The following is a 26,014-nucleotide window of genomic DNA, read 5'->3' on the forward strand; positions in this document are numbered from 1 at the left end:
CTTAAAAAGAGCCTTTTGAGAAACCGGATTTTTGCGCCTTGAAATCTTTTAACGTGTTTTCAACTTTCCCCACAGAGTTTTCAACAAATTGTTGATTCTGGGGTGGATAATACAACCTTCCACAATGCATAAACATACAAAAAATGAAAATTCCGGCGTTTTTTGCCGCGCCAGCACTGGGTTTCCGGAGATTTTCCACATTTCCCCGGCCCCTACTGCTGGTACTAAATCAAAAGCATTCCATTGCTATGCTTATAAAGAGAGAAAACCGGAAGTTGCGGTGGAAACCCCGCAAACAAGGTGGAAAACATCGAGCCGCTTGGCCCAAACAGATAAAAGGGTGATACAATGAAAATAACTTGCAGCAAACAACAATTGACGGAAGCCGTCTCCAATGTGCAGCGGGCCGTCTCGACCAAATCCTCCATCCCCGCGCTCGAAGGCATCCTCCTGAAAGCGCACGGGCAGGAGGTGACCCTCTGCGGGTATGACCTGGAGCTGGGCATGACCACCACCATCGAAGCCTCTGTGGAGGAGCCCGGCAACCTGGTCTTAAGCGCACGTTTGTTCGGTGATATCGTGCGCCGCCTCCCCGGGGAGCAGGTCTGCATCGCGTCCGATGAAAAGAACATCACCGCGATCACCTGCGGCCTGAGCGAATTTTCGATCGTCGGCATCCCGGCGGAGGAGTATCCGGAGATCCCCTCGATCACCGGGGAGACCACGATCGATCTGCCGCACAGCATGCTCAAGAGCATGATCCGCCAGACGATCTTTGCCGTGGCGGACACGGACGCAAAGCCCATCCACACGGGGACCCTGTTTGAGCTGGGCGGCGGCACGCTGCGGCTGGTGTCCGTGGACGGGTACCGCCTGGCGATCCGCGAGGAGCCGGTGCAGGCAAACGAAGAGGCCAGCTTTGTGGTCCCGGGCAAGACGCTCAACGAGGTGACGAAGCTGCTCAGCGACAGCGAGGAAGAGACCCTTTCCCTGGTCGTAGGGCGCCGCCATATCCTGTTTAAGATCGGGAATTATACGGTGATCTCCCGGCTTTTGGAGGGCGAATTCCTCGATTACAAGGCGGCGATCCCCGCCGCAAGCAGCACCGAGGTGCTGGTCAACACGCGCAGCTTTATCGAGAGCGTGGAGCGCGTGTCGCTTCTGATCACCGACCGCCTGAAGAGCCCGGTCCGCTGCCTGTTTGAGGACAATGAAATCAAGCTGTCCTGCTCCACCTCCATGGGGCGCGCGAACGACCAGTTCGAAGCGCAGATTACAGGGGGGAATGTGGAGATTGGATTTAACAACCGGTATTTGCTCGACGCCCTGCGGAACGCGGAGGGCGACGAGGTCAAGGTGCAGCTGAACGGCCCCTTGAGCCCGATGAAGGTCCTCCCGCGGGAGGGGAACGCCTTCCTGTTCCTGGTGCTTCCGGTCCGCCTGAAGAGCGACAGCTGACGCCCCGCTTTGCCCGGGCGTTTGCGAAAAAACCGGCGCGGCTGCCTGCGCAGCACGCGGCCCATATTTTACAGAAAAGAGACCGATCTATGAAGAAAGAAAGCATTTCGATCGACACAGAGTTCATCCGCCTGGACGCCCTGCTCAAACGCGGCGGCGCCGTGGATACGGGCGGGCAGGCGAAATTTGAGATCCAGGCCGGGAACGTGCAGGTGAACGGCGAGCCGTGCACCATGCGCGGGAAAAAGATGCGGCCCGGCGACCAGGCGGTCTATAACAACGTATGTTACGAGGTGTGTAGTTCTGAAAATACAGAGTCTGGCGTTTGAACACTACCGCAACCTCTGCGCGGGAAGCCTCACCCCCTGCCCGGGGATGAACGTCATCTACGGCAGGAATGCGCAGGGGAAAACCAACCTGTTGGAGGCGGTCTGGCTGTTTACCGGCGGGCGCTCGTTCCGGGGCGCGCGCGACGGCGAGCTGGTGGCCTTCGGCCAGGAAAAGGCGGCGCTGCACCTGCAATTTTACAGCGAGGAGCGCGAGCAGGAGGCGGAGCTCACCATCCAGAACGGGCGGCGCAGCGCGTCGCTCAACGGCGTGCCAAAGCGCTCCCCCGCGGAGCTGGTCGGCAAATTCCGCGCCGTGCTGTTCTCCCCGGAGCACCTCTCCCTCATCAAGAGCGGCCCGGCGCTGCGGCGGAATTTCATCGACGCGGCCCTCTGCCAGGTAAAGCCGGCCTATGCGCCGCTTCTGTCGCGGTATCACCACACGCTGGTGCAGCGCAACGCGCTGCTGAAAGACATCCCGCGCCACGCTGAGCTCTTGGATACCCTGGAGATCTGGGACGACCGCCTCGCGCGGTACGGCGACGCCGTGGCAAGGGAGCGCGCGGCGTACATACAAAAAATCGAGGCGCCCGCGCGGGAGCTCTACGCGGGGATTTCGGAAAATAAGGAACAATTTGGAATACAGTATCAAAAAAGCGCCGAAAATCTAAGGGAGGCATTGGCGGCGGCGCGCCGGGACGACCTACAGAGCGGCCACACCACGGTGGGGCCGCACCGCGACGACCTGGAGGTCACCGTGGACGGCGTCTCTGCGCGGGCCTATGGGTCCCAGGGGCAGCAGCGCTCCCTGGTGTTGGCGCTCAAGCTGGCCGAGGCCGATGTGCTGGAGCAGGAGGGCGGCGAAGCGCCGGTCATCCTGCTGGACGATGTGATGAGCGAGCTCGACGCCGGCCGGCAGCATTACCTGCTCAACCGCTTGGACGGGCGGCAGGTGTTTCTCACGTGCTGCGAGCCGGGCGCGGTCAAGCGCCTGGAGGAAGGCGCGCTGTTTGAAGTGCGGAGAGGAGAACTTTATGTACCTACATCTGGGGCAGGACACGGTGATTAAGATGGATGAAATCGTCGGCATCTTCAATATGGAGACCTCGACGATCTCCAAAACCACACGGAACTACCTGGCGCAGGCGGAGAAGGCCGGAAAGGTCGTCAACGTCAGCATGGAGCTGCCGAAGTCCTTTGTGCTTTGCCGCGACAGCCAGAACCGGGAGACGGTCTATATCTCCCAGATTTCCTCGTCCACGCTGTTGAAGCGGACGGGGTACATCGACGAAATTTCCAATGTTTGAAACAGTAGAAGGGGAACATCATGCGACTCATGCTTCCAAAATGCCCGCACTGCGGGAAACAGGTCAACTGGTTCCGCGCATGGGCTCTGAAAACACGGGGGGAATACCGCTGCGGGAAATGCGGCGAATGCTCGAACGTCTCGCTGGATAAAGCGCTTTATCCGCTTGCGGCCGTGGCAGCCATCGCCGGCGCGGTGTTTTTCGTCCTGTTTGTGACACTGGTGCAGGAATTCAGCTTTACCTCCCTGGTTCTGATCGCCGTCCCGTTTTTGCTTTTCTTTTTGATCAGCCCGTTTTTTGTCCGCCTGCGGCCCATCCAGCCGGCAAAGGTGCCGCCGGCTGCGCCGGAGAGGGCGCGCCGCAGGCCGGCTCCGGGACAGATGCACGATACGCAGCGCGTGGACCTTCCGCGCGGGGGCCAGCGGCAGAGCCAGGCGCCCGGCCGGACGGCCAGGGGCGCACCCAGCGGCGGGGAATCCGGGCGCCGTCCCAATCCGCGGACGGCCCGGCGGTTATAGCGCCTTTTGAACATCGCGGAAGGTTTTTTGAAACAGGCTGGGAATGTGCCGGAAAAAGCGGCGGCCTGCCGGATTTGGGCGGCCAAAGGGCCGGGAAAACCAGGGCCCGCTGCGGCCGCAGGCAGGGAAGGTCCCGCAGCCTTTATGTGTGTTATTGGGGGAATCATGTAACATGGATATAAACGAAGTCTTGCAAACGAATCAGACATACGACGAAAACCAGATCCAGGTGTTGGAGGGGCTGGAGGCTGTCCGGAAGCGCCCGGGCATGTACATCGGCTCCACCGGGCCGCGCGGCCTGCACCATCTGGTCTATGAGATCGTGGACAATGCGATCGACGAAGCGCTGGCCGGGTACTGCGACAAGATCGACGTGGTGATCCTGCCCGGCGACGTGATCCGCGTCACGGACAACGGGCGCGGTATCCCGGTGGGCATCCAGCACAAGACCGGCCTGCCCGCGGTCACGGTGGTCTTTACGATCCTGCACGCGGGCGGCAAATTCGGCGGCGGCGGCTATAAGGTCGCGGGCGGCCTGCACGGGGTCGGCGCGTCCGTGGTCAATGCGCTGTCCGTCTGGCTGGAGGTCGAGGTCTACCACGAGGGGAAGATCTACCACCAGCGGTTTGAATACGGCAAGGCGACCGGCGACCTGGAGGTCATCGGCGACTGCCCGGCGGACAAGACCGGCACCACCGTCACCTTTAAGCCGGATGCGTCGATTTTTAAGGACACCACGGTCTATGACTATGAGACGCTGCAAAAGCGCCTGCGCGAACAGGCCTTCCTGAACGCGGGCGTACACATCGAGCTGCGGGACGAACGCGACCCGGAGAACCTTTTGCAGGACAACTACTGCTACCAGGGCGGCATTTCCAGCTTTGTGGAGTTCCTCAACAAGGAGAAGGAGCCCATCCACGACGACATCATCCATTTCTCCTGCACGGCGGCGGACAACAACTCCACAGCGGAAATCGCCATGCAGTACAACGACTCCTATAACGAGCTGATGCTCAGCTTTGCCAACAACATCCACACCACGGACGGCGGCACCCATGAGGACGGCTTTAAGCGGGCGCTCACGCGCGTGATGAACGAATACGCCCGCAAATACAACATCCTCAAGGACAACGACAAGAACTTGTCCGGAGAGGACGTGCGCGAGGGCCTGACCGCGATCATCAGCATCAAGGTCAAGGACGCGCAGTTCGAGGGCCAGACCAAGGCGCGCCTGGGCAACACCGAGGTCGGCACGCTGGTCAGCCAGCTGGTGTCCGACAAATTGGCCACCTACCTGGAGGAGAACCCCGCCACGGCGCGCACGATCTTTGACAAGGCGCTGTCCGCCTCCCGCGCGCGGGAGGCCGCGCGCAAGGCGCGCGAGCTGGTGCGGCGCAAGTCCGAGCTGGAGACCGCCTCCCTGCCCGGCAAGCTGGCCGACTGCCAGAGCCGCAACCCCGACGAGACCGAGATTTACATCGTCGAGGGCGATTCCGCAGGCGGGTCCGCCAAGGGCGGGCGCGACCGCAAATACCAGGCGATCCTCCCCCTCTGGGGCAAGATGCTGAACGTCGAAAAGGCGCGCCTCGACAAGGTGTACGGCAATGAAAAGCTGATGCCGGTCGTTACGGCGCTGGGCTGCGGCATCGGCGAGGAATTCGATATTTCCAAGCTGCGCTATGGGAAGATCATCATCATGGCGGATGCCGACGTAGACGGTTCCCATATCCGCACGCTGCTTTTGACCTTCTTCTTCCGCTTTATGAAGCCGCTTGTGGAGGAGGGCCACATCTATCTGGCGCAGCCGCCCCTGTTCCGCGTGAGCAAGGGCAAAAACCACTATTACGCCTTCTCCGACAAGGAGCGCGACAAGCTGATGGCGGAGCTGGTCAGCGGGTATGAGATCCAGCGCTACAAGGGTCTCGGCGAAATGGACTCCGAGCAGCTTTGGGAGACGACCATGAACCCCGAAACCCGCACGATGCTGCGCGTGGAGGTGGAGGACGCCGCCGCCGCGGACGAGGCCTTCACCATCCTGATGGGCGACAAGGTCGAACCGCGCCGCGCGTTCATCGAAAAGAATGCGAAGTACGTCCAGAACCTGGACATTTAACCCCTGTGCTGCCGGTTTCCGGCAGACGGAAGAAAATTCGTTTGAATGGCCCATGCCGGTTCCCTGCATACGGGCTATACTATGGCGCATCGCGCCGAAACATACAAAGGAGAATCCTACATGAAAGACTTTACGAAAGAAAACGAAGAGACCGCCCAGCCTCCGGAACCCCAGGGGGTTGAGGCCCCCGAACCGGAATTTTTGGAGGATGAAGAGCAGGAGGAGGCCGTCCAGTGGGACGGCAGCGACGCGGAGATCGTGTCCGAGGGCGCCGACCAGGAGTACAAAGACACCATCACCGGCGTGAAGCTCTCCTATGTCCTGACCGAGGAGGAGATCCGCACCTGTATGCGCGGCACGCAGTTTGGCAAACGGCGCAAACGGCGCATGCGCATCGAGCTGGTGGTCTTTTCCGCGCTGCTGTTGGGATTCCTGGTCTTTTTCTTTTTGAAACGCAACCCGGACAACCTGTTTTTTGCCACGGTCTGCGCGGCGATGATCTTCATCATGATCTTCCTGCCGGACATCCGCATCAAACAGGACGCCAAGCGCAATGCGAATGGCAAGGAAATCTGCATGGAGATCTATCCGCATAAGATCGAGATGGGCCGCGGGGAAAACCAGTGGGAGATCCCGTTGGACGGCTCGTGTAAGAGCGCGATTTATCAGAAGAACATCGTCGTGTATTTCAAGGGCGACGATATGGTGATCCTCCCCATGCGCTGCGTGGAACCTTCGGTCCTGCCGGAGGTGCGGGCGATGATCCAGGCGGGCACGCAGCCGCGGGAGGATTGACCGGAAGGAGGACTGCCCTTTGCCAACGTTTTACGAGGGGGAACCCATCGCGGTGGTGCATCAGACGCTCACCGCGGAGGAATATGCGCAGGCGGCCGTGTTTGCGGAAAGCCACCGTTCGGTTTGGAGCCGCAGAGGGGTGCGCGCGGCCGCGGCGCTGACCGTGGCGGCCCTGGCGTTTTCCTGCATCCCGGTCTACCGGTATCAATACGCCACGGCCTGGATTCCCATTGCCGTGGGCTGTTTGGGCGTGCTGCTGGCGGCCTATTTTTTCTGGTTCCAGCCGGTGCGGATGCAGAAACGCGCGGCGGCGGTCTTCCAAAAGAACCGCTTTTGGCAGCAGCGCTGCAAAATCGCCTTTTACCGGGACAGCGTCTGCTGTGAAACCCCTTATGAAAAAATCAGCGGGTATTGGAGCGATTATTACGCATGCTATGAATGCCCCGCGTATTTGGTCGTGGCGGGCGGTTGGGACCGGCATCTGCTGATTGTCGATAAAAAGCAGCTTTCCCCCGGACAGCGGGAGGCCGTGTCCGCCCACATGCGCGAACAATTCGCCAACCGGTATCTCTGGGCCAAACAATAGGCGGGGGAACGGAGGAACGATCGATGCGTGAAAACCATCGCTTTCTGGTAATCCAGGATGTGGAGCAGGCGGAACCGGTCCGGGAGCTGGAGTCCCCTTTTGCGGGCACGGTGTTTTCGGACAACGGCACGATCCGCCCCTGCACCGGCTGTTTCGGCTGCTGGATCAAAACGCCCGGACGCTGCGTGCTCCCGGACCCATACCGGGATATGGGGGCCTATCTTGCCAACAGCGGCGAGCTGGTCCTTGTGAGCCGGTGCTGCTTTGGCGGGCCGGGCCCGTTTGTCAAAAATGTGCTGGACCGGTGCATTTCGTATGTCCATCCCTATTTTGTCATCAAAAACGGGGAGATGCACCACCGCCAGCGGTACCATCATTCGTACGGTTTGACCGTGGTCTTTTACGGCGGGGCAACGCCGGAGGAACAGAGGACCGCGCAGGAATGGGTGCAGGCCATGGCGGTGAACCTCTATGGCCGGGTCAACGAGGTGCGCTTTGTGGAACAGCCGCCGGATTGGAGGGATTTGCTACGGACATTGCTTTGATTTGCGGAAGCCCAAAGGGAAAAAACAGCGCGTCCTGGGTGATCTTGCAGGGGCTGCGCGATGCATTGCCCCCGCAGGCAGCGGTGCGGGAATACGCCATCCGGACCGCCCCCCTCCCGGAACAGGCGCTGCGCGGGATTGCCGCCTGCGATGTGCTGGTGTTTGCCATGCCGCTCTATGTGGACGGCCTGCCCTCCCATATGGTGGGCGCGCTGCTGCAATTGGAAGCGGATTTCCGGGAAACGCCGCAGAAGGAGCGGACAGCCTATGCGCTCGTCAACTCCGGGTTTTATGAGGGCCATCAGAACGCCCATGCGCTGCACATGCTGCGCCATTGGTGCCGCCGTGCGGGGGTGCGCTGGGGCCAGGGGATTGGCGCCGGCGGGGGCGGGATGCTGCCGGAGACGCAAAACATCCCCATGGGCCACGGGCCCAAAAAGCGCCTCGGGCAGGCGCTCCAAACGCTCGCGGAGGCCATCGTTTCCGGCGGGCAGGCGGAAGACCTCTATATCACCCAGAATTTCCCGCGCGTTTTGTACCGGATGTCTGCGGAGTCCGTCTGGCGGCGGAAAGGGCGGAAAAACGGTCTTTCGAAACAGGAGCTCTTTGCAGCGCCGGGCGAGGGACCTACGGCCTGACGGCCGTCCGTTCCGATGGGCCAAACGGGTGTTGGCCGATCGGAGCGGATGGGACGGCAGTACGGCGGCTTTCAAACCGGCCATATGCAAACTAAGGAGGAAGGAATCCATGGCACAATTTGAGAAGGAACTCCATGATGCGGATTTCTACACGGTCTTGTCCCTGTTGGAGAAGGAAATTCTGGCGAGCGGCGCCTCCGTGGAGCTGGTCGGCACTGCCAGATACGACTTGGGGGATACGCAGGTTGCCGTCCGTGTGTACGACCGCTATTTTATGCGCAACGCCAGCCGCGCCAGCCTCACCTTGACGTTGGTCGGGCACGGCGGCACCGTGCAGGTGTCCGCCATCGGTGCGGGCGGCGGCACTGGTGCGTTCACCCACTTCGATTGGGGCACGGGGGATGCGTTCGTCCAACTGGTGAAGAAGATCCTGTCCAAGGGCCCATTTGAAGGGATGTAGGCATCCAAGCAGAACAAACGAAATCCAGAAAATACGATTTGTATTATTTATTTTGAAATATACATATAGAAATGAATTTGATTTTCCCGGCGGGCAGAAATGGGCGGCGCGCGCTTTGAAACGCGGGCGCTTGGGGCAAGCCTGCACCACCAGGCAGGGCTTTTTTGGCCCCCGTGCATCGAAGCGGGGCCGGTCCCGTGGCCCAGCACGCACCGGGATAGGAGGACAAATGGAACAACAGACACCGCTGCTCTCGGTCAGCTTTTTACCGACCAAACAGGATTATGCCGATTATCAGATCGCCGCGTGCAATGCGGCCGCATCGCCGGGCGAGCGGCTGTTCCTGCGCGCCGCCGGGTTTGTGCTGGTGGTGGCGGGCTTTGTGCTCTGCCTGCTCTTCGGCGTGGGGAACCCGCAGAATACGGTATTTTTCTCGCTTTTGGTGCTGCTGGGCCTGGCGGTGGGCTTTTTCCACGATTCCATCCAGCCCCTGCTGGTGCGCAGCCGCGCGCAGTCGTTTTACGACCACGCCGGGGAGCGCATGACCGCGCAGTCCCTGTCCTTTTTTGCGGACCATGTGGACGTAAAATCGGACCGCTATGCGGCGTCCCTCCCCTATGCGATGCTCTCGGTTTGGGAGGATGGGCGCATCCTCCTGCTGCGGCTGGGGCCCGGCGAATCGCGGTATGTCCCCAAGCGGGCGCTCTCCCCGGAGGATGTGCAGAAGCTCCATGCGCTGTTCCCAACCGGCGGGCAGACGCAGAAGTGAAGGCGCGCCCCATTTCAAGAAGATCAGCAAGCTGTTTTTTGATAAAGCGGTCCATGGGATCGCCGTAGGCTCGAAAGAAAGGGTTGGTTTCTACAATGCAAGACATGCAGGAAAACGATCGCATTATTAACGTAGATCTGGAAAAGGAGATCAAGAAGTCCTTTTTGGATTACTCGATGTCGGTCATCGTGTCCCGTGCGCTGCCGGATGTGCGCGACGGGCTCAAGCCCGTGCATCGCCGCATCCTCTACACGATGTATGAGAACGGCCTGAGCCCCGACAAGCCGTACCGCAAATGCGCGGATACCGTCGGTTCGGTGCTGGGCCGGTACCATCCGCACGGCGACGCCTCCGTCTACGACGCGCTGGTGCGTTTGGCGCAGGACTTCTCCATGCGCTATATGCTGGTGGACGGACACGGAAACTTCGGTTCCGTGGACGGCGACCCGCCCGCTGCCTACCGTTATACGGAGAGCCGCATGAGCAAAATTGCGGTCGAGATGTTGCAGGACATCGACAAGGAAACCGTCGATTTCATGCCGAACTACGACGACCGCCTGAAAGAGCCGGTTGTGCTGCCCAGCCATTTCCCGAACCTTTTGGTCAACGGGTCCACGGGCATCGCGGTCGGCATGGCGACGAACATCCCGCCGCACAATATGGGCGAGGTCATCGACGGCATGTGTTGCCTGATCGACCACCCGGACGCATCGCTCGACGAGCTGATGCAGTACATCAAGGGGCCGGACTTCCCCACCGGCGCCATCATCATGGGGCGCGCGGGCATCCGCGCGGCCTATGCGACGGGCCGCGGCCGCATCACGGTGCGCGCGCGCGCGGAAATCGAGGAGGAAAAGAACGGCCGGTTCAGCATTGTGGTGACGGAGATCCCCTACCAGGTGAACAAGGCGCGCCTGATCGAGAGCATCGCGACGCTCGTCAAGGAAAAGCGCATCGACGGCATCTCCAACGTGGAGGACCACTCCGACCGCCAGGGCATGCGCATTGTCATCACGGTCAAGCGCGACGCCTCCCCGCAGATTGTGCTGAACAAGCTTTATACATTTACGCAGATGCAGACGACCTTCGGCGTCATCATGCTGGCCATTGTGAACGGCGAGCCAAAGACCTTGACGCTCAAGGAAATTTTGCAGAATTACATCGACTTCCAGGAGGACGTCGTCACACGCCGCACGCGCTTTGAGCTCAAAAAGGCCGAGGACCGCGCGCACATCCTGGAGGGCCTCAAAATTGCGGTCGATTTCATCGACGAAGTGGTCTCGATCATCCGCACCTCCAAGGACCGCGCCCAGGCGCGCCAGCGCATGACCGAGCGGTTCGGCCTGGACGATGTGCAGACGCAGGCTATCGTGCAGATGCAGCTGGGCGCGCTGACCGGCCTGGACCGCCAGAAGCTGGAGGACGAGCTGGGAGCGCTGCACCTCAAGATCGAAGACCTGAAGGACATCCTTGCCAACGAGAGCCGCGTGCTCGCCATTGTCAAGGAGGAGGCGCTCGCGGTCAAAGCGAAGTTCAACGACGAGCGCCGCACCGAAATCGCGGCGATCAGCGGCGAAGTGGATATCGAAGACCTGATCCCGGAGGAGGAATGCGTGCTGACGCTGACCAACTTCGGCTATATCAAGCGCCAGAAGGCCGACACCTACCGCACCCAGCGGCGCGGCGGCCGCGGCGTCTCCGGCATGACGCGCCGGGAGGAGGACGTGGCCACCGAGATGTTCGTCATCAACAGCCACGACTATGTGATGTTCTTCACGGACCTGGGCCGCGTCTACCGTCTGAAATGCTATGAGGTGCCGGAGGGCGCGCGCACCAGCAAGGGCATGAACATCGCCAATCTGCTGCCGATCGCCCAGGACGAGCGGGTCACGTCCATGATCCGCGTGCCAAAGCTCGACGAGGACGGCTATCTGGTGATGGTCACGCGCAGAGGCGTCATCAAGCGCACCCCGCTCTCCGCGTTCCAGACCACCCGCAAGGGCGGCGTGATCGCCATCGACTTGGACGAGGGCGACGAGCTGTGCTGGGTCCGCCTGACCAACGGCAGCGACGATTTGCTGGTGGCGACCAAGAAGGGCATGGCGATCCGCTTCAGCGAGAACGACGTGCGCGCCATGGGCCGCACGGCCCGCGGCGTCAAGGCCCTGACGCTCAAGGAGGGCGACTGCGTGGTCGGCATGAGCGTTGTCCGCGAGGGCGGGCTGGTCCTGACCGTCAGCGAGACGGGCTACGGCCGCCTCTCCTCCACCGACGACTACCGGATCCAGTCGCGCGGCGGCAAGGGCCTGACCAACTACCACGTGGAGAAATACGGCGACGTGGCCGCCATCAAGGTGGTTGACCTGGACGACGACATCATCCTGATCGCATCGGACGGCGTGATCATCCGCATCCGCGCGAATTCCATCCGCGAGTGCGCGCGGCCCAGCAAGGGCGTGCGCGTGATGCGCCTGAACGAAGGAAGCCGCGTTGTCACCCTGGCGCGGACCGCCCACGAAGAGGACGAGGAACCGGACGATCTGCCGGAGGACGACGGCGACGCCGGGGACGAGGATTTGACCGAGGAACCATCGGAACAGGAGAACAGCAATGAAGAATAAATGGATTGCCATTCTGCTGGCGGCGGCCGTCGGGTTTGCCGCCCTGGTGGGGTGTACGGGGGACAACGGCACGGAGGACCCGCCGGGCAGCAGCTCCGCGCCCACGTCCAGCGCTTCTTCCGAGGAGAGCGCCCCGGCGCCCGCCCCGCAGCCGGACGGCGAAGCGCCGTCCACGCCGGAGAGCTCCACGGAGCCCGCGCCGGAGCCGCCGGAGGACAGCCCCGGCCAGGTGCTGCCTGTGGAGACGGAAAACCCGGGTTTTGACGAGAAATTCGCGGACAACCCGATCGACCAGGCGTATATCCAGGACAACAACCAGGCGATCTCCAACAAGGATATGGTGGAGGTCTCCCAGAAATACGCGGAGATCTGGCGCGAAGAGGTGGCGTATGCCTACGAAACCCTGCTGGAAAAGGTCTCGGACGACCGCAAGGCTACGCTTGAGAGCGAGCAGCAGGCGTGGAGCGATGGGACCGAAGCGGCCCTGGAGGAATTCCGCGCCGACGCCCAGGCGGTCGGCGGCACCATGGCGCAGGTCGATGAGGCCAGCCGGGTGATGGATTATTACCGCAGCCGGGCGGTGGAGCTTTACGAAGAGTTGTATGCCATCGACCCGAACTATACGTATCACTTCGAGGGATAAGGGGAGGCATGCTATGCCGCCCATCATAGGACGGGCAAATACATATTCCAATTTGTAATATGTATGTTATTTTATTCGTAAAGTATATTTTTTTACTGCGCAAAGCCCCGCATTTCCCTTTTTGGGCCTTCCTTTTGCAAATGGGCCGGAAGGGACGTTTGCCTTTTTGCGGCGGGGAGCAAGCGCAGAACAGATTAACTTTTAGTATTATCAACCGAGTTTTCAACAATGTGATGAATTTGTCAAATACAAATTGTTTTATAGATTATTTATATTACGTTTTGTATTTTAAATAAGGAGGCCGGACCATGAAATTGATCGAAAAGCAGTTGGGCCGCACGGATATCTACAAGGGCCGGATCATCGAGGTCGCCGTGGACGACGTGGAGCTCGAAAACGGCGCCAAATCCAAGCGCGAGCTGGTGATGCATCCCGGCGGGGTCTGCGTGGCGGCGCTCACGGGACAGGACGAGATGCTCTTTGTCCGGCAATTCCGCTATCCGTACCAGGAGGTGGTGTTGGAGGCCCCGGCCGGGAAACTGGAGCGCGGCGAGGACCCCTTTGAAGCCTGCAAGCGCGAGCAGCGCGAGGAGACCGGCACCACCGCGGAGCAGTATTTGAACCTGGGGCTGCTCTACCCCACGCCCGGCTATTGCGACGAGATCCTGCACCTCTATGCCTGCCGGATCACGGGGTACGGGGAATCGCAGCTGGACGAGGACGAATTCCTGGAGGTCGAGCGCATCCCGCTGCAAAAGGCGGTGGAGATGGTGATGGACAACACCATCAAAGACGCGAAGACCCAGGTGCTGGTTTTAAAGGCCGCCCGCCTGGTGGAGCAGAAAAAACTATAACAATCCGTAAAATAGTTTTAAAAATTACGAGTTGTAAATAAAATGCGTCCGAAACTTGCATTTTTGAAACGGCCCTTCCTCCACATATCCCATGGGATGGGCGGCTGCGCTTTCGCACGCAGGGCTGGAAACCGGGCGCCTTATAGACGCTTCGCGGTATCGGAATGCCCATCAAACCGGCGAGGTTTGTTTACAGGGAGGAAAAAGCGATGAAAAAATTGCTATTGGTATCCATGTTTCAAAATGTCTCCCACCTCTTGCAGCGGGTGATGCCCGATTACAAAGGGAAATCGGTCGCCTATATCCCCACGGCAAGCCTTGCGGAGGAACCGGGCGGTTGGGCCGCCCTGGAAAAGCAGAATTTGGAACAGATGGGGCTGGTTGTGGACGAAGTGGAGGTTTCCACCGCCCCGTATGATGCCATCCAAAGGGCGCTGCAAAAAAATGACCTGATCTACATCGCGGGCGGGAATACCTTTTTCCTGCTGCAAGCGCTGAAACAGAGCGGCGCGGACCGGCTGATCCGCGAGGAGGTCCACAAGGGAAAGCCCTATATCGGGGAATCGGCGGGCGCCATCGCCGCGGCCCCGGACATCGCCTATTCGTCTGCGATGGACGACCCCGGGAAAGCGCCGGGATTACAGGACTATACGGGGCTGCATCTGACGGAATGGTATCCGGTGCCGCACCGGGGCAACCCGGAGTATGGGGCGGCGGTCGAACAGATTGTGGCCGCGTATGCTTCCACGCTGGACCTGAAGGTCATCGACGACCACCAGGCGCTTTTCGTGGAGGACGGCCAGGTGGAGGTTTTGAAGTAAGGAAACCCCAAAAGGAAACCAACGGCCCTTGGCCGTTGGAGCTCCAAGAACCCGAATAGAAATCGGGAAAGCTTTCATAAAATTGCATATGCAAAAAGCAACAAAAAAAGCGGTGCCCTTTGTGAGCGTTTCAGGCTCAAAAGGACGCCGCTTTTCTGCGTATGTATGGCGATTGCACCAGCGCCGTATGGGCTGGCTGCAAGGCGTTTTTGGTGCCGCACGGTTTTGGCCTCGGGGCGCGGAGCGGCCCGGCTTTGCCGGCCCTCCCCCTCCGCCCGCTCAGGGACGGAGGTTCTTGTCCAGCAGGTCGTTCGTCCCGGCCTTTTTATAGGGGGTGATGTCAAAGCAGCACATCAGGACGGCGGGCCGGTTGTGCCAGGTCACCATGGAGGTGTCGGTCATCAGCCAGAGGTCCAGGGCCGCATGGTAAACCTCCTGCAAAAGGCTCTGGTTTTTCTCCGTCAGTTTCCGGAACAGGCATTCCGTGCAGGGATGGTCCCGCCTGAAAAAGGCTTCGTAGCAGTGCATGCCGATTTGCGCGCTCGGGAAGATCTGGCCCAGGCAGCGGTTCACATAGAGCAATTCATACGACTTCGGGTCGATCAGGTAGATCCAGGTGCTTTGGTTTTCGAGGATCGAGCGGATGGACTCCTCGGCCTGTACGGTGCGCTGCTGGGCGCGGTGCTTCAAGAGGAATACGCTCAGGATCTCCGAGATAAACGCCAGCGCGTCCACCTGGTCCTGCGTCCAAAACCGGTTGATGGAGCAATCGTCAAACCCGACAAACCCGCGGAACACGCCGTTGTCGTAGATGGCGCTCTGCAACAGGGCCTTGATCCCCTGCGGGGCGAGGATGGCATAGGGCTCTTCCTCCAAAAGGCGGATGTCGCGGCAGTAGAAGATGCCCTCCTCATTGAAGTTATCCCGGTAACGGTTGTTTAAATCCTTTTCATAGGAGATACAGCGCAGGTTGTCAATTTGCGGGGAGATGCCCTCGTTGCACCATTCGAACGTATTGCGGCAATAGCTCCCGTCCTCGCTGTCCTCAAAGATATACGACCGGCTGACGTTGAACTTCTTCCCCACCATCTCCAAGATGGATTGGACCGCTGTCTCTACGTCGCGGGAGTGGTACAGGATGTGGAAGCAATGCTCGGAAAGGTAGTCGAGAAGGTTGCCCGGCCCGTCCGCATCCACTTTTTCCTCGGGGATGGACGCCGGCTGGGTGTAAGGGCGCAAAATGCGCTCCTGCTGGTAGGAACCGTCGTAGACGTTGTACTGGTTTTTCCCGTTCTTTTTGGATTGATAGAGCGCCAGGTCCGCGTGGCGGTACAGTTCTTTGAAGCTTTTCCCATGTTTGGGATAGATCGCGGCCCCGATGCTGCAGGAGAGGGCGATGCTGGGGGAATTCTCCATGCCGTTGTTCACCGTCTCGATGTCCCCCAGCTCGAGGATCAACTGTTCCGCCTTTTTCTGAACGATGGAAACATCCTGGATGTTTTGGATATGGATGATGAACTCGTCCCCGCCGAGCCGCCCCACCGTGTCGGTGCTGCGGAAATGCGTTTTCAGGCGCTGTGCGGCGTCCACCAGGATGGCGTCCCCCACCAGGTGTCCCATGCTGTCGTTGATATGCTTAAAATTGTCCAGATCGACGATTAAGAGCGCCGAACAATCGCCGTCCGCCGCAGTGTTGAGATACTCCTCAATGCGTTTTTGCGAGGCCACCTTGTTCAGCAGGTTGGTCAGGGGATCGCGCTGGGCGATCTCCAGCAGTTTTTCGGCCTGCCGCTTTTCGCTGTCGATATCGACCAGCAGGCCGATGGCATGGACGGGATGGTTGGCCTGGCTGGTCTGCACCGTCATGCGCGCGCGGCACCAGAGGTACCGCCCGTCCGCCGTGCAGATGCGGAACTCCAGGTCGCTGTGCAACGCGCCCCGCCGGATGGAGCGCAGGGCCTCGGCCACGCGCTGCCGGTCCTCCGGGTGGATATGGGAATCGCCGTGCAGGATATGCCTTGTGATATGCTCCCTCTGCGGCATGTAGCCGAATTTCGTCTCCCACTTCGGGGAGCAGAAAAAGGAATCCGTCTCCATATTCCATTCGATGATGATGTCGTCCGTCTGGTCCATGAGGATCTGATGGCGTTCCAGGCTGAGGCGCAGCTGTTCTTGGAGCTTTTTGCCCTCGGTGATGTCCGTCAAGGTGCAGCAGAGCGTATCCGGCTCGCCATCCCGCTGCATCAGATGGCTCTGCTCCAAAATCCAGAGCGTATGCCCATCCCGGTGCTTGACCCGGTATTCCAGGCAGTGGTCCGTTCCGGTTTCCATATGCTTCTGAAACGCGCGGGTGACGGCCCGGCGGTCGTGCGGGTGGATCATGTCCAGGTAATGGTTGTGAAATTTTTCCCGCATCTCCTCCGCCGTATAACCGAACAGGTTTAAAAACCCGCGGCTTACCTCCAAAATGGTCCAAACGGGGTCGGGCAAACAGCGGAAAATCCCGCCGGGAATGCCGTCGCACATCAGACGGACCAACCCCGGCTGTGCGGGCAGCTCCGTCGGCCTGATCGATCGATTGTCCACCATTTTGGTTCCCCCTGACATCTTAAAGGATTCCGAGACCATGAGAAGCTTCTTCCGAGCGTGAAAATGGATGGCTGCCGGATCGGAAAAGAGGTGGCCCGCCGGATGTAAAAAATACCCGGCTATCCCGTCTCGCGCCACTGTTCTTCCAATTTATCTATTTTTTGAGGAATCCTATGCAAATTTCTGTTTGTTTTATTATAGCGTTTTGCCTTATATAAGTCAAAAGAAAATAAAAAAAGTTCTGGGGCGGCCGGAACCTACCGCAAAAGGCCCGTATATGGTATACTGGACGGGAACAACGGCGTTGGAGGGAAACGATGGACATAGAAGGGAAAAACAGGATCACCGGGCGGTTTGCACCCTCCCCCAGCGGGCGCATGCATGTGGGGAACCTGCTGAGCGCCCTGCTGGCGTGGCTTTCGGCGCGCGCGGCGGGGGGCCGCATGGTCCTGCGCATGGAGGACCTTGACCCGGACCGCACCTCGCGGGCGCTGGCGGACCAATTGGAGGACGACCTGCGCTTTTTGGGATTTGATTGGGACGAGGGCGGCTCGGCGGGGGGACCGAACGGGCCGTATTACCAGAGCGGGCGGACGGGGCTTTATGCGGAAGCGCTCGCGCAATTGGAAAAACAGGGGTTGCTTTACCCCTGTTTTTGCACGCGCGCCCAGCTCCATGCCGCGGAAGCGCCGCACAATTCGGACGGGGAAACAATCTACTCCGGCCGGTGCCGGGGGCTGGCCGCGGAACAGATCGAAGCGCAGGCCCGCCTGCGCGCCCCGGCGGTGCGGCTGCGGCTGCCGGACGAGGCCGTGCGGTTTGTGGATGGGCATTATGGCCCTGTGGAACAAAACCTGGCGCGCGAATGCGGGGACATCATCCTCCGCCGGTCGGACGGCGTGTTCGCCTACCAGCTGGCCGTGGTGTTGGACGACATCGCCATGGGGGTCACCCAGGTGGTGCGCGGCCGGGACCTGCTGTCCTCCACGCCGCGCCAAATGTATCTCTACCGCCTGTTCGGTGCGAGTCCCCCGCAATACATCCATGTCCCGCTGTTGCTGGCGCGGGATGGGCGGCGGCTTTCCAAGCGGGAGCACGACCTGGACCTGGGCGCTCTGCGGGCGCGCGGGTTTTCCGGCGAGGAGATCGTGGGCCGGGTGGCCTATCTTGCGGGGCTTCTCCCCCATCCGCGTCCCGCCCGCCCGCGCGACCTGCTCCCCCTGTTTTCCTGGGAAAAGGTGCCGAAGGAAAACCTGGTGCTCCCGGAGGACCTGTTCCGGGACGCCCAATAGGGCTTGGCCCGGTTTGCCGCCCCGGGCGGGCCGCGGAGCGCGGTTGAACCCCGGGGATGGCCCCGGTCATGCAAAAAGATCCCCTTGGGAGAAAGGATGGGTTTGGATGGAGATCCGGCAGCTCCGGGAGACGGAGATGGAGGAAGCGCTGCAACTGGTGTGGGAGGTATTCTGTGCGTTTGAAGCGCCGGTCTACTCCGCGCAGGGCGTGGAGGAATTCCGGTCGTTCCTTCAAAACCGGGAGGAGATGGCCCGGCAACAGTTCTTTGGCGCTTGGGAGGGCGGCCGGCTTATCGGCGTGCTGGCCACGAGCGGGCCGCACATCAGCCTGTTCTTTGTGCGCCGGGAGTGGCACCGGCGCGGCGTGGGAAGGGCGCTGCTGCACGCGATGGCATCCGCCGCAGACTATCCGGAGATGACGGTGCATTCCTCCCCCTATGCGGTGGAGGTTTACCGGCGGTTTGGGTTTGTGCCGCTTGGGGGCGAGCGGGAGGAAAACGGGATTCGCTATACGCCGATGGTTTGCAGGCATTGGACGTTTTGACGCGCTGCCCGCAGGGCCGCCCCTGCGGGCAACAGCCCTCCCCTTTCCCTTCTGCATGGGGACGGAGGGCGCTGCACAATCGGATGGAAGCCGCCGCTTCCACAGGCCAACCCTTCCAGAAAAACCGAAACGGCGTCCAAGCGGGTGCATACTCCCTTGGACGCCGTCTTTTTTGTGCCATGCTTTCCCAGCGGTTCTTTCCCAGCCGCCCTTTGGCGTTTGCCGCTTCCCCGCTTTCCCAGCGGGCGCCCTTGCGGCTGCCCTGCAAAAAGGCTTACCTGCCCAGGACATTCTCCGAAGCATTTTCCCCATACAGCCGCTTGGAAAATTTGTAATGGAAATTGTGCATGTCCTCCCGCAGGTAGAAGCGGTGCGCGCCTTCGCGCAGCTGGTTGGTGGCCGCTTCGATTTGGGAGCAGCCCCGCTTCCTGGCCATTTGGCAGGCGCGGTCGAACATCTCCCTGCCGACCCCTTTGCCCCGGCAGGATTCCGCAACGGAGAATTCCAAAATCTCCGCAATGCGTTCCGTGTGATGCAGCTGCTCCTCCATGCGCAGGTTCAGTGCCGCGACCACGGAGCCGTTGTACTCATAGACCAGGCAGTAATAGCGGCTGTCCTGTATCTGCTGATAGTAAATTTCCGAAAACCGTTGGTAGGGCAGTTCTTTCTGCTCCAGTTCACAGATCAGTTGATAGATTGCCCTGCAATCCTCCAATGTGCTTTTCCGGTACATAGGTCCCCCGATCCTTTCCCCGGCCGCCGCAAGAGCTTGCAAAGGGGCGTTCCCACCCCTACAAAGAAGCCCGCCCTTTTGCAAAAGGGGCGGGTTTCCAGTTCCCTACGGAAAGCCTTATTTTTCCTCCGGCATATCCATCAGCTTGCCCGGGTCGGAGAGCACCTGCTGGGCCGCGATGGCTGCCGCACCCATCAATACGGGGTTTTCCGGCATGGAATCGAGCTCGATCACAAGTTCGTTGCAGATCAGCGGGTTGACGCAGTCGTGTACGCGCTTTTGGACAATCGAGAGGAGCAGCTCGCCGTCCACCTGGGTCAGCTCGTCGCCGATGACAATCAGGCCCGGGTTGAACTGGTTGATGAGGTTGATGATCCCGATGGCCAGGAACCCGCAGACCTTCTCATACTCCTCGCGCGCAACCGTGTCGCCCGCGCGCACCGCCTCGGAAATCTTTGCAGTGCTCAGGTCGTCGGGCGTGAGCATGGAGGACTCGCCGTTCCGGATGCGCTTCTCGATGTTTTCGCACAGGACGATGAAGGAGCAATACTTTTCCAAGCAGCCATAGTTGCCGCATTCGCAGCGCGGGCCGTTGAAATTGATGGTGTTGTGGCCAAATTCCCCCGCGAGGCCGCGGTGGCCCAAAACCAGCTTGCCATCTGTGATCATGCCGCAGCCGACCCCCTGCCCGGCCAGGACATAGATCATGTTCCGGATGCCGTATTCCTTGCTGCGATACCACAATTGTGCAAAAGCGCCCGCGTTGGCGTCGTTGACAATCTGGATCGGCACGGTGAAGTCCTTTGTCAACGCATCCTTAATTGGGAAATTGTGCCAGCCGGCCAGCTCCGTGACAAAGAAGATGCTGTCCCGTTCCTCATAATACGGGCCGGGCATCGCCATGCAGACCACGGGGATCTCCGTATCGGTGTTTTCCTGCAGCATGGTGTAGATGGCGGTGCGGATGCGCGTGATGGTGATCTGTACGTTTTCCTTGGGGCCTATTTTGTACTGCTTGACGCCGTACAATTTTCCGGACAGGCCCGCCAGGCACAGATAGAACGCGCTGCGCGTCATGCGGATGCCGATCACCTTGTACTTTTGGTCGTTCAGGGAAATGCCGATGGAACGGCGGCCCTTGCTGCCGCTCATCAGGCCGGTTTCGATCACAAGGCCACAGGCGATGAATTCATTGATGATGTTGGTGATCGTGGCCTGTTTCAGGCCGGACAGCTGGGAGAGCGTGGCGCGCGAACAGATCCCCTCCTGCCGCAAAAGGTCGAGCACCAGCGCGCGGTTGATCAGTTGGCTTTTTTCTTGATTGATGCTTTTCCGGGTATTGTATTCGTTCATGTTTTTCCCACCCATCTAAAATGAAATGATTGGTAAAGGATCTGGTAATTTCTTTTATTATACACGCAACGATTCGACAAATAATTCTAATATTAAATTAAATATGTACAAATAGCACCATTTTCTCTAAAAAAATTTATTTTTTATAGAAATCATTTAGAAAGAACACATAAAATCCATTTTCAACTTGAAAAGTTTTAATATAGAACCCATAGATAAATTTATGGCAGGGCGTTTTATCCGGCTGGAAAGGGCCGCGCGCCCCGCGGGAGGGTTATTGCAAAAATGGGATTTTTACAAATAAATTTCTATATGAGAAGGCTTTCGAAAGGGGACCGGAAGAGACGCCTGGGAGGCCTCCGGCCGTTTTTCCAGCGGGCCCGCCCCTGTATGGGCGTAGCGGGAGACCGGGGCCGGTTTTGATGGCGTTGGGTTGGCCGAAAGGGATATGTACGGTGGGCGCAAGACGGCCCAACCGGCAAAAGCCCGGCCGGTTTGCGCGGCCAGGCCGGCGAGGGCAACGCAGGGCCGCCCCGCACCTGCATGGCCCTGTGGCGGAGCGTATCCAAAAGGGAGGAAGGCTGCGCACAGGCGCCGCGTGGTTGCCTTTCCCCGCACGTTAAAATGTGCGGGTAAAGAGGGTGTCGTTCTCCAGCAGGCTTTCCACGGTTGGGAATCCCAACCGGTGCAGCAGCTCGATCACATAGGGGTTGTCCACCGGCGTCGGCGTGGGGGCCTCTTCCCCATACCGGTTGACGTTGTCCCGGGCAAGCTCCTTGCCGATCAGTGCGCGGGGGCCGCCCACGCACCCCCCGGCGCAGCCCATCCCCTCCAGGAAGTTGGCGTCCAGCTTCCCCTCCTTGAGGTCGTTCAGAAGCTGTTTGCATGCGGGGACGCCGCTGGCCTGCACCGCATGCACCTTGATTTTGCGGCCCGGGTTCAGGCGCTGCACGCAGTCCTGCACCGCCTGGCTCACGCCCCCGGCGCGCGCGTAGATGCGGCCGCCCGTCGAGGAATGCTCCCGGTTGTCCTCCGCCATCATCTCCGGGTGGATGTCCGCAAAGTCGAAGAGGTCGCGCACCTCCTGGAAGGTGAGCACATAATCCACCGCGTCCGCAATGTCGGGCTCGCGCGCTTCGGATTTTTTCGCCAGGCACGGGCCGATAAAGACCACCTTTGCCCCGGGCTCCAAGCGCTTGATGGCGCGGCCGCAGGCCACCATGGGCGAGACCGCCGCGGGCACATGCGGCATCAGTTCTTGATAGACCCGCCGCAGCATGGCGATCCACATCGGGCAGCAGCAGCTTGTCAATTGGTAGTCCTGGTCGGTGAGGATGTTCGCATCGAATTCCAGCGCCTCTTTCAGGGTCAGGATGTCGGCAAAGAGCGCGACCTCCACCATGCCCGCAAAGCCCAGCGCTTTGAACGCCGTGCGCAATTTGCCGGGCGTGACCTCATCGGAAAACTGGCTGATGACCGCCGGCGCGACAATGGCGTAGACCGGCGCGCCCCCGCGGTGGATCAGGTCGAGCGTGGGCAGGATGTCCTTGCTTTCGACCAGGTTTTTCGCTTTGCAGCGCTCCACGCAGGCGGCGCATCCCACGCACATCTTGCTGTTCACCTGTACATTGCCGTTTTCGTCGGTGTAGAGCGCGTCGAACAGGCACTTCCCGGCGCAGTTGGCCGCCTCCTCTTTGGAGCAGTTGCAGTCGCCCACGCGCCAGACCGTGGGGTATTTTTCCGGGTTCAGCAGGCAGTCGAGGTGATGGGGATTAAAATCCTCCTGGCGGAGCTTTTCCAGCTCCTCTTCGCTCTTGCCTTTTACGGAGGCGCGCACTAGGCGGCCGTAGAGCGCGTTAAAGGTCGGCATATGATCAAATCCTTTCCACAGGGGCCCTGCACGGGCCCGCAAGATCGTTGCCCCCGCAGAGGGTGCGCTTAAAGGGCGCCCAGGCGGGACGCCTCGCCGTTTGCAGGGGGAAAATAGCGTTGCGGCGGGCTCCCCCATATTTCGCGGGACAGGCCGCCGCCGCATCTGTTACACTAGGGTTACCAAATTTTTTCCCTGCATTCCAAAAAGCCGCCTTTGCAGGGCGGCGCCTTCCCCCAGCCCATGGGCGCGCAGCCGCCGGGGAAGGCGCGCGGGCGTCCCGGCGGACGGTCAGGGCGAAACGTCCCCCGCCCCCTTTTGGGCCGCCGCGTGGGAGGACGCCGATTGCCGGTACCAGCCGGGGGTCACGCCCTCACATCGTTTGAACGCGCGGTTCATGGTGATCGAGTTGGCATACCCCACCATGGCGGAGATGTCGCCGATGGTGTGGTCGGTGTGGACGATCAGCTCTTTGGCGCGCTCAATGCGGAATTTGTGCAGGTAATCCAGGAACCCCACGTTGAGTTCGGATTTGAACAGGTTGGAGAGCACCGGCAGGCTGATGTGGAAATGTTCGGCCACCGCGCCCGCCGAAAGGTTGATGTCCTGGTAATTTTCCCGTATGTATTGGGTGATCTGCTCAATGCGCTTCCCCTGGGGGCGGGATTGTTCTTTTTTCGCGTCCAGATAGGCGAAGATACGGTATGTACACTGGCACAGGGAATCAATGCTGCGCGGCTTGCGGAAGGTTTCCGCGTTTTGCAGATGGTTCAGGAGTTCCGGGTCGAGGTCGCTGTCCGAAAGGGAGAGCAGGATGGCGTCCGTCAAATAGAAGATCTGCAATTTTGCCTGGGGCATTGCGGCCGGATGTTTGGAGAAGGACTCTTCGATTTCCTTCACAAGCGCTGCGGCCTGCTGGTAATTGGCGGACTGGATGGAATTGGAGAGCTTATTCACTTGCGCCAGGAATTCCCGGCAGCCGTTTGGCCCGGACATCAGGCTGGACAGGCGGCTATAGGTAGCGGTTTTTCCATATTCGCCGGCCAGAAGCTGGTAATCCGCCACCTGCGTGGCTTCATGGTACGCTTCGTGCAGCTCGTCCAGCGAATGGTGTTCGCCGCTTAGGGCGATGGAGACCTGCATGTGCAGCTCCGAGACGGTAAACGCCTGGATGGCTTCCGCGCACGCCTTGACCTCCTCCAGGCCGCCGCTGTCCAGGCCGACCACGCCGAGAAAGGACGTATGGTCGGCGACGACATAGGCGGCGAACCCACCGTTGAGCAGGAACGAACGGCATGTCTCCTTTAAAAGGCTCCCCGCCTCTTCCTGTTGGATGGGCGGGGACTCGGCGTCCGCGTCCTCGTCAATGGATAGGATCAGCACAACAAACTTCTGGCAGGCAATGGGGAACCCGCCCTGCCGCAGCGCTTCCGCGATGTCGGGCGAAAGGAAGATTTCGCCTTTCAGGACGCGGGTGGTGAGGCTTGCCGCTAAAAGGTCGCTTTGCGAATGGAGCTGGGTCTCGTAATCCTTGGCCCTTTCCGAGAGTTGCTGGACCGTGCTCGCCACCATTTGGAATTCGCTCTCATCCCGGCTGCCCTTTTTGACAGGCAGCGTATCCACCAGTTTTTCGACCGGCCGGTATAACGTTTTCGAGAAGAAATAGGAGAGGCTCCCGCCTGCCAATAGGGTTACGACCAGCGTGTTGAAGATGGCGCCGGCCATGACCACGATCCATTCCTGGACGCCTGCGTCCGGGATGGCGATCACCTGCTGGAGCGTATTGTTGGAAAACCCCTGATGGTAGACGAAATAGGTCTGCCCGTCCCACGTCCTTGCGCTGAAGGGCGGCAGGGCGGAAACCTGTTTAAAGTCCAGCGGCAGGTTGCCCGGCTGCCCATAAGCGTTGGCGGAAGAAATGCTCCGGTTGTTTGCCGTCAGGAAAAGCGTCTGGGCGTCCTCCGGCAAATAGTAATAGCTGAGATCTTCGGCAATCCGGCTGCTATTTACGCCGATCATCCAGACCACGCCCGGGTAAATCTGCCGCACGTAGACGAAGCGGGCGAAATCCATGTTTGGATCTTGGATAATGGTGCAGGTGCCCTCTTCCCCGGCCTGGATCAGCTGGTCCCATGTGGCGGCGTCCATCCCGAACAGCCCCGTCACGATCCCGCTTTCCAGGGGATCGACATCGGCCGATTTGTCGAACACCCGCCCGCTTTTCTGAAAATAGAGGAACATGGGCTGGTCCGTGGCAGGGATGGTCTTGCGGACCGTACGCAGGTAAGAACGGACAAAATGTTGGGCCTCTGGCGATCCCAAAGGGATGTTTTCAGATGTTGCCAGTTCCGCCATCCCATCCAGCTGGGCGATGCGTGTGCCGGCTTCTTCTATGTAAGACAGCATGCTCTCGGTATTCTTCATGCTTTTTTCCACCATGGAATGGTAAGATTCGATGGTTTCTTCGCGCTGTGTTTTCTCGTTGGCCAGGTACTGGGTCAACATCAACATGCTGCAAAGCAGCGTCACGGCAAAAAACGCGGCCAGCAGCTTATAAAAGCTTTTCCCGCGGTATGGTTTTGTCTTTTTCAAAACGCAATCTCCCTTCTCCCTAAAAACAGCCACGGTTCTACGCAGCATCATCCCCAATACAAACCCGGCCTGCCCTCTTCCCCCAAAGCGCCAGCGCCACAGCGGCCATACATCTGGAGATTGTGGCTACAGAAGCGGGGCGCTTCCGAGTTATATTTTACCGGGTTTTAGATATATTACATAAAAACTATATATTATAAAAATAATATCCCATTTTATACATAAATATAGCAAGAATCAAACCTTTTAATCTACATTTTCGAATAAAATTTAGCGGAAGACGTAATTATTGCTGTGAGGAAGCCTATAAAATACTGAGAAATAGACGAATTCCCCACACAATTTGCGGACAAAAAATTTTATTTACGCTATTATACATGATTTTATCGCAGGGTAGATTCATTGAGGGAGTAAAAAGCAATTTATTTTAAAGGAACTTTGCAAAAAGCTGCTTTTTTGCCGGGCATCGCTCCCCAAAAGCCTCTAAAGTATTTGCTTACATACAATTTTTTGGGAGTAACAAATTTTTTTGTTCGTTAAATTGCATAGTTTATTTTAGGATTGTTCGTACAAAAATAGTGATTCTT

General features: G+C 59.5%; 23 protein-coding genes. 18 read left to right on the forward strand and 5 right to left on the reverse strand.

What is annotated here, in order from left to right:
* Positions 1-348 precede the first annotated feature (348 nt).
* The 16 genes from dnaN to B5F54_RS14490 all read left to right on the forward strand — a co-directional run bounded on the left by dnaN (position 349) and on the right by B5F54_RS14490 (position 14,454).
* Positions 349-1,458, forward strand: coding sequence for a DNA polymerase III subunit beta (gene dnaN, locus B5F54_RS14415; protein ID WP_087234932.1), 1,110 nt, complete (start codon positions 349-351; stop codon positions 1,456-1,458).
* Between the two features lie 89 nt (positions 1,459-1,547).
* The gene (locus tag B5F54_RS14420) at positions 1,548-1,787 is read left to right on the forward strand and encodes an RNA-binding S4 domain-containing protein (protein ID WP_087234933.1); all 240 of its coding nucleotides are present in this window, start codon (positions 1,548-1,550) and stop codon (positions 1,785-1,787) included.
* Positions 1,777-2,853, forward strand: coding sequence for a DNA replication/repair protein RecF (recF, locus tag B5F54_RS14425; protein WP_237966951.1), 1,077 nt, complete (start codon positions 1,777-1,779; stop codon positions 2,851-2,853). The genes B5F54_RS14420 and recF overlap by 11 nt, the downstream gene beginning before the upstream one ends.
* Positions 2,819-3,091, forward strand: a complete 273-nt coding sequence (remB, locus tag B5F54_RS14430; protein ID WP_087234935.1) for an extracellular matrix regulator RemB — start codon at positions 2,819-2,821, stop codon at positions 3,089-3,091. Before recF ends, remB begins: the two co-directional genes overlap by 35 nt.
* 20 nt (positions 3,092-3,111) lie before the next feature.
* Entirely contained in the window at positions 3,112-3,609 is a 498-nt protein-coding gene (locus tag B5F54_RS14435; protein WP_087234936.1) for a hypothetical protein, read from the forward strand.
* Positions 3,610-3,781: 172 nt separating this feature from the next.
* Complete coding sequence (gyrB, locus tag B5F54_RS14440) at positions 3,782-5,722, forward strand: DNA topoisomerase (ATP-hydrolyzing) subunit B (RefSeq protein ID WP_087234937.1); 1,941 nt, start codon at positions 3,782-3,784, stop codon at positions 5,720-5,722.
* A 120-nt stretch (positions 5,723-5,842) separates the two neighbouring features.
* Complete coding sequence (locus B5F54_RS14445) at positions 5,843-6,517, forward strand: hypothetical protein (protein ID WP_087234938.1); 675 nt, start codon at positions 5,843-5,845, stop codon at positions 6,515-6,517.
* Positions 6,518-6,536: 19 nt separating this feature from the next.
* Positions 6,537-7,103 carry a YcxB family protein gene (locus tag B5F54_RS14450; protein ID WP_087234939.1) on the forward strand — a complete coding sequence of 189 codons (567 nt, stop codon included), beginning with the start codon at positions 6,537-6,539 and terminating at the stop codon, positions 7,101-7,103.
* A gap of 23 nt (positions 7,104-7,126) precedes the next feature.
* Positions 7,127-7,648: a flavodoxin family protein gene (locus B5F54_RS14455; protein WP_087234940.1), complete on the forward strand. Its 522-nt coding sequence runs from the start codon at positions 7,127-7,129 to the stop codon at positions 7,646-7,648.
* Positions 7,618-8,286, forward strand: a complete 669-nt coding sequence (locus B5F54_RS14460; protein WP_207740544.1) for a hypothetical protein — start codon at positions 7,618-7,620, stop codon at positions 8,284-8,286. The genes B5F54_RS14455 and B5F54_RS14460 overlap by 31 nt, the downstream gene beginning before the upstream one ends.
* Positions 8,287-8,395: 109 nt before the next feature.
* Positions 8,396-8,746 (forward strand): DUF6054 family protein, encoded by a 351-nt coding sequence (locus tag B5F54_RS14465; RefSeq protein WP_087234941.1) that lies wholly within the window; start codon positions 8,396-8,398, stop codon positions 8,744-8,746.
* A 229-nt stretch (positions 8,747-8,975) separates the two neighbouring features.
* Positions 8,976-9,515, forward strand: a complete 540-nt coding sequence (locus B5F54_RS14470) for a YcxB family protein (protein WP_087234942.1) — start codon at positions 8,976-8,978, stop codon at positions 9,513-9,515.
* Positions 9,516-9,610: 95 nt separating this feature from the next.
* Positions 9,611-12,136: a DNA gyrase subunit A gene (gene gyrA / locus B5F54_RS14475; protein WP_087234943.1), complete on the forward strand. Its 2,526-nt coding sequence runs from the start codon at positions 9,611-9,613 to the stop codon at positions 12,134-12,136.
* Positions 12,126-12,779, forward strand: coding sequence for a lysozyme inhibitor LprI family protein (locus B5F54_RS14480; protein ID WP_087234944.1), 654 nt, complete (start codon positions 12,126-12,128; stop codon positions 12,777-12,779). The genes gyrA and B5F54_RS14480 overlap by 11 nt, the downstream gene beginning before the upstream one ends.
* 308 nt (positions 12,780-13,087) lie before the next feature.
* A complete protein-coding gene (locus tag B5F54_RS14485; RefSeq protein ID WP_087234945.1) occupies positions 13,088-13,633 on the forward strand; it encodes an NUDIX domain-containing protein in 546 nt (181 codons plus the stop codon).
* 209 nt (positions 13,634-13,842) lie between these two features.
* Positions 13,843-14,454: a Type 1 glutamine amidotransferase-like domain-containing protein gene (locus tag B5F54_RS14490; protein ID WP_087234946.1), complete on the forward strand. Its 612-nt coding sequence runs from the start codon at positions 13,843-13,845 to the stop codon at positions 14,452-14,454.
* Between the two features lie 279 nt (positions 14,455-14,733).
* Here the strand turns inward: B5F54_RS14490 and B5F54_RS14495 are convergent, their stop codons facing one another.
* Positions 14,734-17,043: a diguanylate cyclase domain-containing protein gene (locus B5F54_RS14495; RefSeq protein WP_172749755.1), complete on the reverse strand. Its 2,310-nt coding sequence runs from the start codon at positions 17,041-17,043 to the stop codon at positions 14,734-14,736.
* A gap of 317 nt (positions 17,044-17,360) precedes the next feature.
* Here B5F54_RS14495 and gluQRS point away from each other — a divergent pair, with 317 nt between their 5' ends.
* Both gluQRS and B5F54_RS14505 read left to right on the forward strand, forming a co-directional pair.
* Positions 17,361-18,335: a tRNA glutamyl-Q(34) synthetase GluQRS gene (gluQRS, locus tag B5F54_RS14500; RefSeq protein WP_087234948.1), complete on the forward strand. Its 975-nt coding sequence runs from the start codon at positions 17,361-17,363 to the stop codon at positions 18,333-18,335.
* A 106-nt stretch (positions 18,336-18,441) separates the two neighbouring features.
* The gene (locus tag B5F54_RS14505) at positions 18,442-18,879 is read left to right on the forward strand and encodes a GNAT family N-acetyltransferase (RefSeq protein WP_087234949.1); all 438 of its coding nucleotides are present in this window, start codon (positions 18,442-18,444) and stop codon (positions 18,877-18,879) included.
* A gap of 274 nt (positions 18,880-19,153) precedes the next feature.
* On the opposite strand, the gene B5F54_RS14510 is transcribed toward B5F54_RS14505, so the two are convergent.
* From B5F54_RS14510 to B5F54_RS14525, 4 genes are all read right to left on the reverse strand, one after another.
* Positions 19,154-19,612 (reverse strand): GNAT family N-acetyltransferase, encoded by a 459-nt coding sequence (locus tag B5F54_RS14510; protein WP_087234950.1) that lies wholly within the window; start codon positions 19,610-19,612, stop codon positions 19,154-19,156.
* Positions 19,613-19,729: 117 nt separating this feature from the next.
* The gene (locus tag B5F54_RS14515; RefSeq protein ID WP_172749756.1) at positions 19,730-20,965 is read right to left on the reverse strand and encodes an ROK family protein; all 1,236 of its coding nucleotides are present in this window, start codon (positions 20,963-20,965) and stop codon (positions 19,730-19,732) included.
* Positions 20,966-21,584: 619 nt separating this feature from the next.
* Positions 21,585-22,835, reverse strand: a complete 1,251-nt coding sequence (locus tag B5F54_RS14520) for a [Fe-Fe] hydrogenase large subunit C-terminal domain-containing protein (protein WP_087234952.1) — start codon at positions 22,833-22,835, stop codon at positions 21,585-21,587.
* A gap of 291 nt (positions 22,836-23,126) precedes the next feature.
* A complete protein-coding gene (locus tag B5F54_RS14525; protein ID WP_172749757.1) occupies positions 23,127-25,427 on the reverse strand; it encodes a helix-turn-helix domain-containing protein in 2,301 nt (766 codons plus the stop codon).
* Positions 25,428-26,014 lie beyond the last annotated feature (587 nt).

This window comes from Anaeromassilibacillus sp. An250 (assembly GCF_002159845.1).
Taxonomy (GTDB): Bacteria; Bacillota; Clostridia; order Oscillospirales; family Acutalibacteraceae; genus Anaeromassilibacillus; species Anaeromassilibacillus stercoravium.